The 14,095-nt window shown below is 57.8% G+C and carries 14 protein-coding genes and 1 tRNA gene; 4 read left to right on the top strand and 11 right to left on the bottom strand.

Annotation, left to right across the window (positions count from 1 at the left end; genetic code table 11):
- Positions 1-77: 77 nt before the first annotated feature.
- The 10 genes from ACMX25_RS32005 to ACMX25_RS32050 form a co-directional block, all read right to left on the bottom strand.
- A complete protein-coding gene (locus ACMX25_RS32005; RefSeq protein ID WP_414953917.1) occupies positions 78-848 on the bottom strand; it encodes an NAD(P)-binding domain-containing protein in 771 nt (256 codons plus the stop codon).
- Between the two features lie 23 nt (positions 849-871).
- Positions 872-1,240 carry a cupin domain-containing protein gene (locus ACMX25_RS32010; RefSeq protein ID WP_414953918.1) on the bottom strand — a complete coding sequence of 123 codons (369 nt, stop codon included), beginning with the start codon at positions 1,238-1,240 and terminating at the stop codon, positions 872-874.
- Positions 1,241-1,266: 26 nt separating this feature from the next.
- Positions 1,267-2,103, bottom strand: a complete 837-nt coding sequence (locus ACMX25_RS32015; protein ID WP_414953919.1) for a substrate-binding periplasmic protein — start codon at positions 2,101-2,103, stop codon at positions 1,267-1,269.
- Between the two features lie 69 nt (positions 2,104-2,172).
- The gene (locus ACMX25_RS32020; RefSeq protein WP_414953920.1) at positions 2,173-2,835 is read right to left on the bottom strand and encodes an amino acid ABC transporter permease; all 663 of its coding nucleotides are present in this window, start codon (positions 2,833-2,835) and stop codon (positions 2,173-2,175) included.
- Positions 2,832-3,467 (bottom strand): amino acid ABC transporter permease, encoded by a 636-nt coding sequence (locus tag ACMX25_RS32025; RefSeq protein WP_414953921.1) that lies wholly within the window; start codon positions 3,465-3,467, stop codon positions 2,832-2,834. Before ACMX25_RS32025 ends, ACMX25_RS32020 begins: the two co-directional genes overlap by 4 nt.
- A gap of 5 nt (positions 3,468-3,472) precedes the next feature.
- Positions 3,473-4,288, bottom strand: a complete 816-nt coding sequence (locus tag ACMX25_RS32030) for an amino acid ABC transporter ATP-binding protein (RefSeq protein ID WP_414953922.1) — start codon at positions 4,286-4,288, stop codon at positions 3,473-3,475.
- 178 nt (positions 4,289-4,466) lie between these two features.
- Positions 4,467-4,985 carry a MarR family winged helix-turn-helix transcriptional regulator gene (locus tag ACMX25_RS32035; protein ID WP_414953923.1) on the bottom strand — a complete coding sequence of 173 codons (519 nt, stop codon included), beginning with the start codon at positions 4,983-4,985 and terminating at the stop codon, positions 4,467-4,469.
- Positions 4,986-5,070: 85 nt separating this feature from the next.
- Positions 5,071-6,030: an ornithine cyclodeaminase family protein gene (locus tag ACMX25_RS32040; protein ID WP_414953924.1), complete on the bottom strand. Its 960-nt coding sequence runs from the start codon at positions 6,028-6,030 to the stop codon at positions 5,071-5,073.
- Positions 6,027-7,340, bottom strand: a complete 1,314-nt coding sequence (locus tag ACMX25_RS32045) for a M24 family metallopeptidase (RefSeq protein ID WP_414953925.1) — start codon at positions 7,338-7,340, stop codon at positions 6,027-6,029. Before ACMX25_RS32045 ends, ACMX25_RS32040 begins: the two co-directional genes overlap by 4 nt.
- Positions 7,341-7,587: 247 nt before the next feature.
- On the bottom strand, positions 7,588-9,627 hold the full coding sequence (locus tag ACMX25_RS32050) for an oxidoreductase (protein WP_414953926.1): 2,040 nt from the start codon (positions 9,625-9,627) through the stop codon (positions 7,588-7,590).
- 262 nt (positions 9,628-9,889) lie between these two features.
- Here ACMX25_RS32050 and ACMX25_RS32055 point away from each other — a divergent pair, with 262 nt between their 5' ends.
- The 4 genes from ACMX25_RS32055 to ACMX25_RS32070 all read left to right on the top strand — a co-directional run bounded on the left by ACMX25_RS32055 (position 9,890) and on the right by ACMX25_RS32070 (position 12,793).
- A complete protein-coding gene (locus ACMX25_RS32055; RefSeq protein ID WP_414953927.1) occupies positions 9,890-10,528 on the top strand; it encodes a TetR/AcrR family transcriptional regulator in 639 nt (212 codons plus the stop codon).
- Between the two features lie 97 nt (positions 10,529-10,625).
- Positions 10,626-10,710: transfer RNA gene (locus ACMX25_RS32060), tRNA-Leu, on the top strand.
- Between the two features lie 523 nt (positions 10,711-11,233).
- Positions 11,234-12,148, top strand: coding sequence for a LysR family transcriptional regulator (locus tag ACMX25_RS32065; RefSeq protein ID WP_414953928.1), 915 nt, complete (start codon positions 11,234-11,236; stop codon positions 12,146-12,148).
- Between the two features lie 117 nt (positions 12,149-12,265).
- Positions 12,266-12,793, top strand: coding sequence for a hypothetical protein (locus ACMX25_RS32070; RefSeq protein ID WP_414953929.1), 528 nt, complete (start codon positions 12,266-12,268; stop codon positions 12,791-12,793).
- A gap of 45 nt (positions 12,794-12,838) precedes the next feature.
- On the opposite strand, the gene ACMX25_RS32075 is transcribed toward ACMX25_RS32070, so the two are convergent.
- The coding region (locus ACMX25_RS32075; RefSeq protein ID WP_414950301.1) for an ISL3 family transposase at positions 12,839-14,095 on the bottom strand (1,257 nt) is incomplete at its 5' end.

Here is a 14,095-nt window from a genome sequence, read left to right on the forward strand (position 1 = left end):
TCCTTTTGCATATTTCCCTTAAGCCGTCTTCACATACCCTCAAGCAGCTGCAGATTGATACCCTAGCACCAGAGCCGTCACGCGGGTAGGTTTAGCATTTCCGCAAGCTGTGCAATGGCTTCTTTCCATGGGGCGTCGAAGTGACCTGCCTTCAAATAATCGAGTCCGGTCTTGGTAAATGTCCGCTCGGTCGCAATGCCCGCAGAGAGTTCAAGAAGACCCTTCTCCGGCTTGCCCAAGGCAAAGCTGGCCGGCCCCGCGATATTACCGAGGGTCAGCGCACGAGCAGCGTCGGGCTCAAGCCCATGCCGCTCGAGTTCAACCGCAAGCGCGTGAGCAAGGTCGTATATCCAAGTCGACGCGCATACGGAAATTATTGCCGCGTTAAACGCAGCCTCACTTGGCAACGCAACGACATTGCCAGCACAAGAGAGCAACGGCATGAGTCGCGGCGCTAGCGGATAAAGCGGGATAGGACCCGGCGCTATTTCGATGTAACTGCCCGGCATGATGAGATGCACGCCCTCCACTTCCGGCAGCATGGCGCGAAGCTCGTCGAGGCGGATACCTGCCATTGCGGAAAGGACGATGTGCCGACGCTCCCAACGCAAATTCGCCAACGCCGTCTTAGCCTGTTCCGGCCTCACGCTCAGGAGGATCACGTCGGCGCCCGCCAACACCTCTTCGGCTGACGCAGCCACCACGCAATGCCGATTTCGCGCCAGCGTGCTGGCGATCCCGGCATTGCGCGGCGAGAGCAAGACCTTACCGTCGTACCCACCTCGACGCAGCGCCGTAATAAAATACGAAGCGAATTGTCCCGTTCCGATTACGCCAAGACCAGCCATGGATGAGTCCGGTATCGGCATGATTAGATCAACGCTGCCGCAGTATTCCGATAGATCAGCATAACTATGCATCCCTGTTCTGAAACAGCGGTATGCTGCGTGCCCGGCGAACGCACGCAATACTGCCCACGCAAGTAAGTACGGTCTTCATCCGAAAATTCACCGTCGAGCACGTAGATCTCCTCTAGCAAATCATGACTGTGCAACCCCGCTCTCGCACCGGCTTCAACCCGCATCAAAACAGTGGACTCGCCGGTCGAAGAATTCTCGAACAACGTCACAATATCGAATCCCGGCGTATCCGATGGCTGCCACTGAAGGGCAGTCGCATCGAGAAAATGCGAGCCCTTCACATCGGGACCCAACGCGACTCGCATGCCTGTGTTGATCATTGCCTCTCCTCAGTACGGGGCATGGGTCACTGAACCAGCCGCGGTTGACCGACATCGGCTGCTGAGGGCTCCAGACCATGCGCCTTCAGGATTCGCGCGATATCGCCAGACTTGTGCAGCTCAGCAATGTCCGCGCTCAGCGCATCGCCCAGGGCCTGATTCGACTTCGTGTACGGAAATGCGGTCTGGCCCGGCTGAACCGATGCCGGGACCCTGGGGTCCGGCTTCACCGGCATGATCTTGATGGAAACATAACCCCCCGTCTTCTGATCGTATTGCGCAACAGCGAAGCTGTCCGTCCCGACGTCAATCCGGCCAGCCGCCAGATCCTGCGCCATGGCGACCGGATTAGGATAGAGGGTCAGCGAACTGCCGAGTACCTTCTGGAGATCGCCCGTCCAGAGATAACCCTGAACCGATCCCACGCGCTTGCCCTGCAAACCGGCGATGGTGTCGATACCGTCCTTGGAGATGACGCCCATCTGATCGAGGTACATCGGGCCGCTAAGCCCAAGGACCTTCGCGCGGTCAGCCGTCCGGTACCAGTCGCCCATTCCTATATCCGCTTTCCCCGACACGACCGACTGAATGACGGCAGCCGGATCCACCGTGCTGATCGAAAGCTTCAGGCATTCCTTCGCCGCGATGAGCTTGACGATATCGCCGTCAACGCCACCAATATCCGTGCTGCCCGCCGGAATCGAATACGGAGGAAATACCCATGCTGCCACCGATAAAGTGCCGGACGTAATGGTCGGAAACGTATGAGCGGGCTTGCACTGATCCGCGAAGGCGGAATAGGTGACGCAGGACAAAAGGAGGCCGGCGCAGAGTCTCCTGAAGAATTGTTCGGACGTTTTCATGTCGTTTTCCTATCGTGGCTTCAGTGGAGGGATATTCACGGGCAGCTAAGCGGCAAAGACGGAGCGAATCTATCGAACGGCATGACGTCCCAATCTTCGTTCAAGTACGGAAACAAACAGCGTTGCGGGAATGCAGATGACAGCGAACATCAAGCCGGCAAGGATCAGGACCGGCATGTATTCAAACGTCGTGGACCCGATATTCGATGCCCGGCTGACCAGTTCAGGAAGCGCGATCGTGAAGCAGAGCGACGTTGCCTGAAGCATCATTATCGAAAACCCGAGTAGCGCGGGAAGCGCAACCCTAAGACCTTGAGGAACGATCACGAAGCGCAGTGCGTCGAGGCCGTTGAGTCCGATCACTAACGCAGCCTCTTTCTGCCCATACGGGACGGCTTCGAATCCCGCGCGGATGATCTCGCTGGTATAGGCGCCGGTGCAGCACGCGAGCGCAACCACTGCCGACGCGAACGATGACAACGTAAGGCCCGCCGTCGGCAAGCCGAAATAGACGAACTGGAGCAGGATAAGAACGGGCGCTCCTCTGCCGATTTCAACGAACGTCAACGCGGGGAACCTGATCGCCTTCGACTTGGCCGGCACCGCAAGCGCGAGTACGAGCCCTAACGGAATGCCTATCGCGAGGCTTAGGGCGGTCACTTCGAGCGAGAGGCCATAACCGTCAATGAGCTCCGGAAGCCAGCCCTTCCAAAGGTTGAGAAGCTCCATCATCTCGATACCCTCGAACGCAATTGAACATCGGCCCAGCGCGACAGCCACGCGATCGGCAAACTCAGGAGGATGTAAAGAAGCGCCGCGGCCGCGTAGACGCTCAGCCCGCGAAAAGTCTGTTGAGAAATGTGATACGACTGGTAGGCCAGATCAGTCACGCCGATGGTCGACGCGACGGCTGAGTCCTTTAGCAGGCCGATAAGATAGGTAGCACCGGACGGTAATGCGATCCTCGTCAACTGCGGCAGAACGACGTCGCGAAACTGCTGGCTCCGCGTCAGGTTCAACACCTTCGCCGCTTCGAATTGTCCCGGGTGAATAGCGGTCAGCGCGCCTCGATAGATCTCGGACATGTTGGCGGCGGTCACCAAGCCGAGGCCCACCACCGCGGCAGTAAACGGGCTCATGGCTATGAGGCCGTTGCCAATGCCAAAGAACACAAAGAAGAGCCAGACGATGGGTGGAATTGACCGGCAGGACACAACAATTGCCGTCGACGTAAGCCGCAACCAGCCGGTAGTCGAAAGGCGCATTGCGCAAAGCGGCAATCCGAGCAGCGCGCCCAGAATGAACGACGCAAGGGTGAGCGCGATTGTCCACGGCACGCCCTTCAGGATTGCGGTGAGATCCATGATCATTACCGGTCCCTCACTGCGCTAAGGAATTTGGCCGCGCGTTCGGTCTTGGGAGCGCGCATGATCTCGGCACTGGGTCCTTCCTCGAGTATGTGACCTTCAGCCATCAGGATCACGCGATCCGAAACGTTCTCTGCAAAATGCATCTCGTGAGTGACGACGATCATCGTCATGCCCGATACAGCAAGCTCCTTCATGACGGCCAGCACCTCGAGGCCTAACTCCGGGTCCAGTGCGGAAGTGGGTTCGTCGAACAACATGATTTCCGGCTCCAGAGCCAACGCGCGCGCAATCGCGATCCGCTGTTGCTGCCCGCCGGAACACCGCGCGGGATACTGGCCCGCTTTGCCTGCCAGACCAACGCGGGCGAGAAGGTCCATTGATCTTGCGTCCGCCTCTTTTCTGGAGCGGCCCATGGTGCGTTCCTGCGCAAGACTGACGTTGCGCAGCACGGAGAGGTGGGGAAACAGGTTGAAGGACTGAAAAACCATGCCGATCTTCCGGCGCAATGCGACTAGGTCCCGTCGGGAGACTGGGCTCCCAGCGTCGATCGTTACGCCTCCGATTGTCACCTTGCCTTCGTTCGGCGGCTCGAGTTGATTGATACACCGAAGCAATGTGCTTTTTCCGGAACCGCTGGGGCCAATGATCGCGATGACCTCGCCGACTTGCATCTGAAAGCTGATGTTCGCAAGGACCCTGTGCGTGCCGTATGTCTTGCTCACCGATTCAACGCAAAGTATCGGCTCGCCCGTTAGCCCCGCGCGCTGCGAGGCGGCCGGCCCGGACTCTAGAAAGGGAGAAGCAATACTATTCATGGAACTCACTCCGTGAACTTCGTGCGAAACCGGTCGCGGTCGCCTGGGGCTTATATAGATGCACGGCCAGACCATTTGACTAAGCCAAAAAACAGACCTCAAGTGATGCTTTCGCACCATGTAGTGCACAAATTGAATCAACTGTTCGTGGGCTCTTCGTGGGCTTCGCTCCACGCCTTCACCACTCATGGCGAAACTGCATCAGCTTGTTCAGCACTTGATCGAGCAATGCGCGCTCCGATGAGCTCAACCCGCTCAGCATGGCCGACTGCCTCTCGATAGCAACCGGCACCACACGTTCGTAGAGCTTCCGCCCGCTCTCGTTCAGGATGAGTGAGCTCTCACGCCGGTCAAGCGGATTGATCTTGCGCCGAATCATTTTTCTTTCGCTGAGTCGCGTCACCGCACGGCTGATACTGTTTTTTGGACGGCCGGTCACGTCGCAAATTGTCTTGGCTGCCATCGGACCATAGGAACTCAGGCAGCTCAGCACATTAAACTCGTCACGGCCGACGTCGAAGTCACGACTCATCGCTGTAAAGCATGGCTCGGTGTAGTAGTTCGACCAGAGCGTGAAGCGCCATGCGTCGCTGATCGGCCCGTTCGTGACGACCGCGGCGAACACGTCTTGAGTATTAATCGCGCTATCGGATGCCTTCAGTTCCGTTTCCTGACTATCCTCAACTGTACTAACCATATTTTCTTATCCTTCAATTCAACAACCGGGCGAAGCCATATACAGGCCCCATCTAGACTGACAGCGGGCCATGCGCTCCCGACTCTCAATGAAAGGAGTCAGTCAACCATTCCGCCACCATTAGATCCAGATGACCGCCGCCACCATTTTTGAACAGGGTAATTTCCTGCGGGTCGTGCCGTCCCGGAATCTCCTTCCTGCACAAATCAAAGAGGTCTCCTCGTATGTCCGACAGCGTGATGGTTCCATTCTTCAGCGGTTGAACTATGTCGCCACAATGCTCGGCCGTGAGCCCCAGATGGTCCACAAATATGCTCGACCGGAGAATGGCGGTGTCGTTCGTCTCGCGCATGTCCGGGGTGAAACCGCCGACAAGATCGACATGGCACCCGGGCTTAAGCCACTTGCCATCGAGCACGGGTGTAGAGGACGAGGTTAGACACACCACGATGTCAGCGTCCGCAACACTTGCCTCGAGGTCATTCGACACATGAAAATCGACGGGCAGAAAACGCTCCGCTATCAACTGTTCTGCGCGATCTCGGTTCCGGTTCCATACGGCAATCCGTTCGATGGTCGGGCAAACCGCGTGCAGGTAAGTCAGATGAGTCCTGGCCTGAGCGCCAGCGCCGAGCACGACCAGTTTCATCGGGCTGACCGGAGCGAGGTACCGCGCCGCGAGTGCCGAATCAGCCGCAGTCTTGCATCGGGTAAAGCTTTCACCCACTATGAAAGACCTGAAGCGCCCATCCAGCCGGTCGACCAATGCGAACGCCGAATGATACGTAGGCGAAGGCTCATTCAATTGACCGTTATCGGGGGAGATCGAGACGAGTTTTGCGCCCATCGATCCGTCCGGTCGTGCCCCTACCCAGACGAGCAACTCGGCACTCGGCCGATCATCCCTCAAGCTTGCCGTATGAAGTCGCCCAACGGTTTCGTATCCCTCCAGATGCTTCATTTCCATTGCATCGATCAGTGCAATTGGGGAAGCCCGGGCCAGCACCGCGTCGGCATCAATCACGCGAGGAAGGGCTTCGCTCATGACGAGTATTGACGACCAAGAAGCGGACTTTGCGAGAGGACAACTGACCCGTTCGCTGTTATCAGCACTTGCTCTTCAAGCTTGACGCCCTCTTTACCGCCCTGCTCGCCGATATAACTCTCCACCGACACAACCATGTTTTCCTGGAAGGTTCCGTCGTATCCCCATGCATCGAAGTCGACGGCATAGGCGACACTCGGATATTCATCCACCAGCCCGACGCCGTGAAGCATCATCATGTATCGGTTATGCACATAACGCTCCGGAACCGGCCAGCATTGTTCGGCGAATTCGCGGAACGACAGTCCCGCGCGAAGCAGACCCACGTTGTGCATGATCTGGTCTTCCGCGAAGCCAAGAAGATTTCCCTGCCTTGCTGACATGGTCCGACCTGGACAAACAAAACTTCGGGAGATGTCGGACAGGTAGCCGCCCGGCCCGACCATATCCGTGTCGAAGCAAACCATGTCACCCGCTTCGATCACCCTGTTCGTTGCATCCTGGAACCATGGGTTGGTGCGCGGCCCCGAATTCAGCAAGCGGCTTTCGGCCCACTCCCCACCATGTGCGATGTTCGTCTCATGCAGGATGCTCCACAACTGGTTCTCGGTCACACCGGCATGAAGCGACTCGACCATGCGCGATATACCCAGATCGCATACGGCCATGGACACCTCGTGCTGCGCGATCTCCTCCGGCGACTTGATCAGCCGCGCTTGCTCCGTAAGCGGCTGCGCGTCGAACAATTCGATGCCATGTGCCTTGAGGCGCTCCGCGCCCCAGGGATCGCAGCGATCAACCGCTAACCTTCGATTACCGGCGCCATAGGTGAAAACCAGATCGGCCACTTCCCTGGCCCATAACGTAGCCTTTTCCTCGACTCTCGGACCGGCAAGAAAATACAGCCAAGGAATGGCTGGACGTATCTCGTCGATGGTTTCAATGCCTTCGCTGTTGTGTTGGCTGCTAGTGAAGTCAAACAGGATCACCGGTCCGTCTGTAGCGATATACACATAACGACTCGGGGAATGCATGACCCAAAGCCCTAGATTGTTCGTGTCGGTGGCGTAACGGATGTTCAACGGATCCGCCAGAAGTATCCCGCCGTAATCATTCGAACGCAGTTGCGCGCGAATTCTTTCGAGACGATATGCGCGAAGCGAGCGCCGGTCGATGCCCTCAAACCGTTCAATCAGCGTCCGGTCGACAGGCGCGATCCGATGCCCCTTGACGGCCTGATCCTCTCGATACTCACGACCATCGCGAGGACGTTGCAAGGTCCGGCCGGGAAGGCTCGCATCACGATCCATGGTTACGTCCATCCTCTATCGACTTGTTGTCCGATCACCGATGATTTCAGATTAGTCCCACGTGGAACCATATGTCAAGGTATCAAAAACGCCGATTTAGCGCGGTGTGACTAGCCGGGTTTTGAAGCGTTTGCGTAATAGCTTGACGCGCCCGCAGCTTACGCACGACTCCACGATAACCAATCTTCATTAGTTATCCATATCACTATAAAAGCCGGTTAAAACCTTGACGAAACCGCCGTCTCAGCTACAGGTCCTTGACCAGACGAAGCGCGTCGTAGATGGCCGCATGCGTGTTGCGTGCGGACACCGCATCGCCTATACGGAAAAGCTGGAAGGCGCCTTCCGGGTTGGACTTGCGTGACTGTTTCGTCCCACCAATAAGATCGTCGTAGTCGAGGGCGCCGAGGTTGCTCGACATCGGCTTTAGTTCGAAATACAAATCGTCCATGGGAATCGTTCCGTGATTCACCACGACCTGATCGTGACGTCGCTCCTTGCGGACGCCGCCATAATCGCTGCCCACGACCGCGACAAGGCCGTTATCGTCACGATGCACCGAAGCGAGCCTGTAGGTCACAGTGAACGTCACGTCCAGCGTCTGAAGCGATCGCATATATGGAACGAGGTTCATGCTCATCACTTCGGGCGAGAACGAGCGATCCGGCGTCATGATCTCGACCTTCCCTCCGGCTTGCGCGATCACCTCGGCAGCTTGCAGCGCTGCATGGTCACCGGCGTCGTCGAAGATCAGGACGTTCGCGCCGGGCTTGACGTCGCCGGAGATGATGTCCCATGTCGATACCACCAGCTCGTTTCCTTCGCGCAAAACGTCGGTGCGGGGCATTCCCCCGGTTGCCACGATCACCACATCCGGGTTTTCAGCTTGCACGGTCGCCGACTCCGCCCACGTGTTGAACTTGAACGTCACGCCAAGTCGCTCACATTGGGACATCCGCCAGTCGATGATGCCGATCATCTCCTTGCGCCGCGCGTTCTGCGCGGTCAGGCGGATCTGGCCGCCGGGGTGGTTCGTCGCCTCCAGCACGACGACCTCATGTCCTCGCTCACCGGCCACGCGGGCGGCCTCGAGTCCCGCAGGACCGGACCCGACAATCACTACTTTGCGCCTGACCGGCGCACGTTTTATGTCGTGCGGCATGGTGGTTTCGCGGCCCGTGGCGGCATTGTGGATACAGTACGCCGCGCCACCCTGATAGATTCGATCGAGACAATAGTTCGCGCCAACGCACGGTCGAATGTCGTCTTCGCGGCGCTCGATAATCTTGCGCACAATGTGCGGGTCTGTCATGTGCGCGCGCGTCATGCCGACCATGTCGATCTTGCCTGACTCGATTGCATGCCGGGCCGTGGGCACGTCCTGGATTCGCGCTGCGTGAAAGGTGGGGAACTCGGTCGCCTTCTTGATCTCACCGGCAAAGTCCAGATGAGGCGCGCTTTTCATGCCCTGGATCGGGATGATGTCGGTCAATCCGGCATCGGTTTCTAGATGCCCACGGATCACATTGAGGAAATCGACAAGGCCGCTGTCCTTCAGCTTCTTCGATATATACAGCCCGTCCTCTTTCGTGAGGCCGCCTTCAATAATCTCGTCGGCGGTGTATCGGATGCCGAGCAGGAAGTCCGGGCCCACTCGCTTGCGCATGGCCGTCAGGACGTCGAAGGTGAATTTCATCCGGTTGTCCAGCGAGCCGCCATAGGGTGCATCGAGCGTATTCGTGAGCGGCGACCAGAACTGATCCATCAGGTGTCCGTAGGCTTCCAGCTCGAGCCCGTCGAGCCCGGCCGCTTTCATTCGCTCCGCGGCGTCCGCATAGTCCTTGATGATGCGCTCGATGTCCCAGTCCTCGAGTTTCTTCGGAAAGGAGCGATGCGCCGGCTCCCGGTTGTGCGAGGGAGACACGGCCGGAAGCCAGTCGCCCTTGTCCCAACGCGTGCGCCGTCCGAGGTGTGTCAACTGGATCATGACCGCTGCGCCGTGCTCGTGGCATTCATCGGCGAGATCCTTCATCCAGTGCACGACCTCGTCCTTGTACGCGAGCACGTTGTTGAAGACCGGTGGGCTGTCCTTCGATACCGCCGCCGAGCCGGCAGTCATGGTGAGCGCGATCCCCGCCTTCGCGCGCTCGACGTGATACGCGCGGTACTGCTCCTTCGGCATGCCGTCCTCCGCGTACGCCGGCTCGTGCGACGTGGTCATGATGCGATTGCGGAACGTCAGATGTTTGATGGTGTAAGGCTGAAGGAGCGGGTCGTTTGACGACATGGCGTGGCCTTTTGACGATTTTGTTTGGGGGACGCAAACAAGATTATTCACTCCGTACACCTGTGTCAAGTATCTCGACTACAATGAACATTAGACTGCGTGATTGCGGATCTGCGCCAAGTCGGGCTGCGGGGTGCGGGAACAAAACAAAGCGCTTTGACCCGGACCGGCCGACACGCCAAAATGGCGGCGCTTTCGTTTTCGTTGTGGACCTTCGCTCTGCGATCCGGCGATCACTCGTGCTTTAAGGAATTTTTTACCTATGGATCAACCGACTGCCGATGCGGGAAGAGGGTCGCCCGAAGCGTGGCTTGAGGTCGCCTACGACAGCCTGCGCGACGCCGGCGTCGATTCCGTGCGCATCCTCCCGTTGGCCAAGAAGCTGAATCTATCGAGGACCAGCTTCTACTGGTTTTTCAAGGACCGCGAGGAGTTGCTGGCCGCGCTGCTGGAGCGCTGGCGGGCCAAGAACACGGGCAACTGGGTCAAGCAGACCGAGGCCTACGCCGAAACAATCTGCGAAGCGGTGCTGAACGTGTTTGATTGCTGGCTCGACGACCAGATCTTCGATTCGCGGTTTGAAGCCGCTATCCGGAGCTGGGCGCTGCAGTCGCCTGAGATTGCCGGCGAGATCCAGGTGGCGGACCAGCTTCGCCTTGCCGCGCTCACGCAATTATTCGAGCGTTACGAATACGAACCCATCTCCGCCGATGTGCGCGCGAGAGCAATCTACCTGACGCAGATGGGCTATATATCGATGAAAAGCGAGGAGGAGTTGTCGGTGCGCATGATGCGCATTGCCGAGTACGTCGAGGTCTTTACGGGCCGACGGCCGGAAGACCGCGAACTCGACCGGTTTTTCATGCGGCATCACTATCAGGCGGGCTATCAAGCAGGTTGATCGACGCAGTTTTTCCTCTCCTTTCGATTCATTTCCTACGCGGCCATTGACAGGTTTGAATCGTTCGCTAAAATAGCACTCTTGGTTGTATCGGTAGGCCCAGGTGGCGGAATTGGTAGACGCACATGGTTCAGGTCCATGCGCCGCAAGGTGTGGAGGTTCGAGTCCTCTCTTGGGCACCAACAAGTAGTCAGTAAGACAGTTAGCGTAGTAAAAGAAAACCCCGTACGCCTTGAGCCTGCGGGGTTTTGTTTTTGGCGAACCGGAGTCGCCCGATAACGTGCGCGGTTTTTCGTGTGCCGGTTTCGAGGCAACGCCAAGTCCAAGACCAGGCAGAACCCCCCCTCTCGCATAAAGACACATGCCCTCGATCATTGGTAAGCGCGCAGGCTGAAGATATCCGATCAGATCCTGGAACATCGTCGCGATGGTGTCCGCGCGAAGGAGCCGCTCGCCGCGATACATCTCGCCGTTCATAAGTATCTGCAGGACTGCCATGTAATGGCACCGCATGCTGAACGCACCGCCTATAAAAACTCGGGCCGCTCATTGATCTCGAATGGAACCGGCCGAACGGATCCATCGGCTTGCCGGTTGTGCTCGGTCGCCGCGCGCGCCGCGGCTGCAAGGTGAAGTCGTCCCGCGTGCTATGTTGGCGATCGACAGAACATCGCCCGACCATGAAATGACTTGGATGCAGCATCTATGAGATCGTCCAGCGAGAATCTCTCTAGCGGAATTAGCGTATTTGCTGCTGTCGTCGATGCGGGCACGTTCGCCGCCGCGTCCGAATTGGTGGGTATGTCGCCACCCGGGGTTAGCCGGGCAATCGCCCGACTCGAAAGGCGGCTGAAAACACGGCTCTTCAATCGGACGACCCGCGCCGTTTCGCTTACTGAAGAGGGCCGACGGTTCTACGAGCAGGTCATGCCGCATCTGAGGGGAATGGAGGAAGCGGCCGCTGCCGCGACAGGTGGCGCGACGACCGTGCGCGGAAAGCTGCGGATCAATCTTGATCCGGTTTTTTCGCGCATCATTCTAGGCCCGAAGCTCGACGAATTCATGGACGCGCATCCTGAACTTGAACTCGAGTTCATTGCACGAGATCAGCTTGGTGACCTCGTCGTGGACGGTTTCGATCTGGCCTTGCGATTTGGCGAACCTCGTTCATCCAGTCTGATTGCACGCAAGCTCCTCGATACCGCGATTGTCACGGTCGCATCGCCCTCTTACCTCGCCCGCCGGGGGCGCCCAACCGAGCCTCAAGAGCTGGAGCGCGAGGGGCACCGATGCCTCGAATTCCGCAACCCGGAAACCGGAAAGCCGTATCCGTGGGAGTTTCATCGCAAGCGCAAAAAGCTGGTCGTCGAAACGAATGGACGACTCACGGTAAATGACCCGAGCGCACTTCTCAACGCGTGTCTGGCCGGTTCCGGCGTCGCGCAGATGCTACTTCTAGGAGCCGAGCACCTGATCCGGGAGGGTCGGCTGGTCAACCTGTTTCCAGACTGGCCGGATGAGCGCTTCCCGCTCTATGCGTACCATCCATCACGGCAACACGTGCCGGCCAAGACAAGGATATTTCTCGACTTTATTGTCGCTTTGACGAGTACGAGTTAGCAAGGCGGCATCGTTCGCCAAGCTCGCGCCCGGGCGTGGCAAGCATGGCAAAGAAGGCCGGTGTAAGATCGCCCCGTTACCAAGACGATGCCATCGATTCCACACTGGATACTGACCATGTACAAGCTGTTATTGGCTGGTGCAGCCGCCCTGACTTTCTCCGTGGGAGCCCTCGCAGCTGCGCCCGATGCTTACAAGGATCCAGTGGACGCTCAGAGCCTGGACACGATTCGATCAAAATTCAGCGAGCTCATACAACTGGCAAATCGCCATGATTTCAAGGCTCTGCATGAGATGTTCTGGCAATCCCCTTCAGCCCTTCTCGTTGCCAAAAGCGCGATTCCATCTGAAGGAAACTGGGCGGGTTTCTGGGGTAACGAAGCGATCGATCAGAAGCTGCACGATATTGGCACGTCCGGCCCGGTCGTCCTCCAGCCGGATTACTCGAAGGTGAAGGTTGTAGGCTTGACGCCGGACGTAGCGCAATCTTATGCGCCAGTGAATATCACGGTTTCCTACGCGGGTCAGGATGGAACGCCAAAGCCCTTTCTAGTGCTAATTAACTGGATAAAAGTCGGTCAGGATTGGAAAGTCGCCTCGGAGATACTCCTGCCCGTACCGCCAGTGCCTAAAGCGAATAGCTAGGCGCCATTGGATGCGTTCAGAGCCAGGGTCTTTTCTTTTGGTCCGTCAGTAAAATCTATGGGCGAGTTCTGGCTCAGGAAGTTTGCCAAGTACGTGATATAGCGAGAGTTCCGTCATTTTGAAGGTGCGATATCCATAGGCTTTTCTCATAGTGACTTTGGCTTTGTTGTTCAGTCCCTCAACGATGCCACTGGAGAACGCCTTTCGCGCCCGGAAATAGTTGAGCAACAGCTCTCGATGGGTGCGTACTGTGCGAGCGAATTTCTTGAGCGGGTCGATGCGCGAGCGCATGACCTCGCTGCACCACTGATCCAGGAATTTGCCTGCCCATGCGGGTGACTCGTAGTCCCAGAATTGCTGGAAGTATTCTTTGAAGAGGTAGGCCCGTACGCTCTTGAGGTTATAGCGCAGCACCTCACGCAGCTTGATGCGCTGGGAGTCGGTCAGGTTCCCCGGGCGCTTGAGCAGACACCAGCGCGACTTCTTAAGCACCGGCTCGTAGCCGTCCTTGACCAGTTGGCGTGCTTCGCCCGCACGGACCTCGTCGATGGCAAGATTGAGTTTAGCGACGATGTGAAAGCGGTCCAGAATGTTCAGCGCCCCTGTGCAATGCAGTTTGATCATGTCCAGATAGGGTTTCCACATGTCCGAACACACAAACTCGATGCCCTGCGCCAGTTCCGTGCCGATCATATCGAAGAACTTCTGGAACGCTTCTTTGGTGCGCTTCTCGCCCACCCAGAGCAGGCGCGTGCAGCCCGCCTCGATCTGGTAGACCAGTGTCAGATACTCATGACCACGACCGTAGGCGATTTCGTCCACGCCGATGGCCCGGATATGCCCCAGCTCGCGATGCTCCAGACCCCATTGCACGACATAGGCCACGGCCTGTTGGACCTTCTCCCAACTGGTGTGGAAGGACTGTGCCGTGTCCTTCCATGAAAGCTTGCGCGCCCAGTGCGCCAAGTACAGCATGTACGCCCTGGTCAACTGGTGCTTGCCCATTGCCCAGGGCACCTCCTCTACCTTGACCCCACATCGCCTGCATTCCACGCGCCTCATGCTGTACAGTAAAAACACCGCAAAGCCCCAGATCGGGATGAACTCGAAGCGGCGTTGGGGCAGTTGGTCGTAGCCCCTGGCGGGTTGATGGCATCCTGAGCAGCACGCTCTGGAGCCTTTGCGCGGGCGCACATCGATCTCGATAGTATTGCTATGCATGCACAAGCGCGCGGTACCGTAGACGAAGCCAGGGAAATGGTGGCAGGCATTAAGCAGACGAGTCAAAAGCATGAGCAACAA

The organism is Caballeronia eucalypticola (assembly GCF_047608185.1).
In the GTDB taxonomy this organism is placed as follows: Bacteria; Pseudomonadota; Gammaproteobacteria; order Burkholderiales; family Burkholderiaceae; genus Caballeronia.

Excerpts from the sequence above, each read along its gene's own strand:
- ACMX25_RS32045 (WP_414953925.1), bottom strand. The coding sequence starts at position 7,340 with ATGGATCGTGATGCGAGCCTTCCCGGCCGGACCTTGCAACGTCCTCGC.
- ACMX25_RS32055 (WP_414953927.1), top strand. The coding sequence starts at position 9,890 with ATGGATCAACCGACTGCCGATGCGGGAAGAGGGTCGCCCGAAGCGTGG.
- ACMX25_RS32010 (WP_414953918.1), bottom strand. The coding sequence starts at position 1,240 with ATGATCAACACAGGCATGCGAGTCGCGTTGGGTCCCGATGTGAAGGGC.
- ACMX25_RS32050 (WP_414953926.1), bottom strand. The coding sequence starts at position 9,627 with ATGTCGTCAAACGACCCGCTCCTTCAGCCTTACACCATCAAACATCTG.
- ACMX25_RS32015 (WP_414953919.1), bottom strand. The coding sequence starts at position 2,103 with ATGAAAACGTCCGAACAATTCTTCAGGAGACTCTGCGCCGGCCTCCTT.
- ACMX25_RS32070 (WP_414953929.1), top strand. The coding sequence starts at position 12,266 with ATGTACAAGCTGTTATTGGCTGGTGCAGCCGCCCTGACTTTCTCCGTG.
- ACMX25_RS32020 (WP_414953920.1), bottom strand. The coding sequence starts at position 2,835 with ATGATGGAGCTTCTCAACCTTTGGAAGGGCTGGCTTCCGGAGCTCATT.
- ACMX25_RS32005 (WP_414953917.1), bottom strand. The coding sequence starts at position 848 with ATGGCTGGTCTTGGCGTAATCGGAACGGGACAATTCGCTTCGTATTTT.
- ACMX25_RS32030 (WP_414953922.1), bottom strand. The coding sequence starts at position 4,288 with ATGAATAGTATTGCTTCTCCCTTTCTAGAGTCCGGGCCGGCCGCCTCG.
- ACMX25_RS32065 (WP_414953928.1), top strand. The coding sequence starts at position 11,234 with ATGAGATCGTCCAGCGAGAATCTCTCTAGCGGAATTAGCGTATTTGCT.
- ACMX25_RS32025 (WP_414953921.1), bottom strand. The coding sequence starts at position 3,467 with ATGGATCTCACCGCAATCCTGAAGGGCGTGCCGTGGACAATCGCGCTC.
- ACMX25_RS32035 (WP_414953923.1), bottom strand. The coding sequence starts at position 4,985 with ATGGTTAGTACAGTTGAGGATAGTCAGGAAACGGAACTGAAGGCATCC.
- ACMX25_RS32040 (WP_414953924.1), bottom strand. The coding sequence starts at position 6,030 with ATGAGCGAAGCCCTTCCTCGCGTGATTGATGCCGACGCGGTGCTGGCC.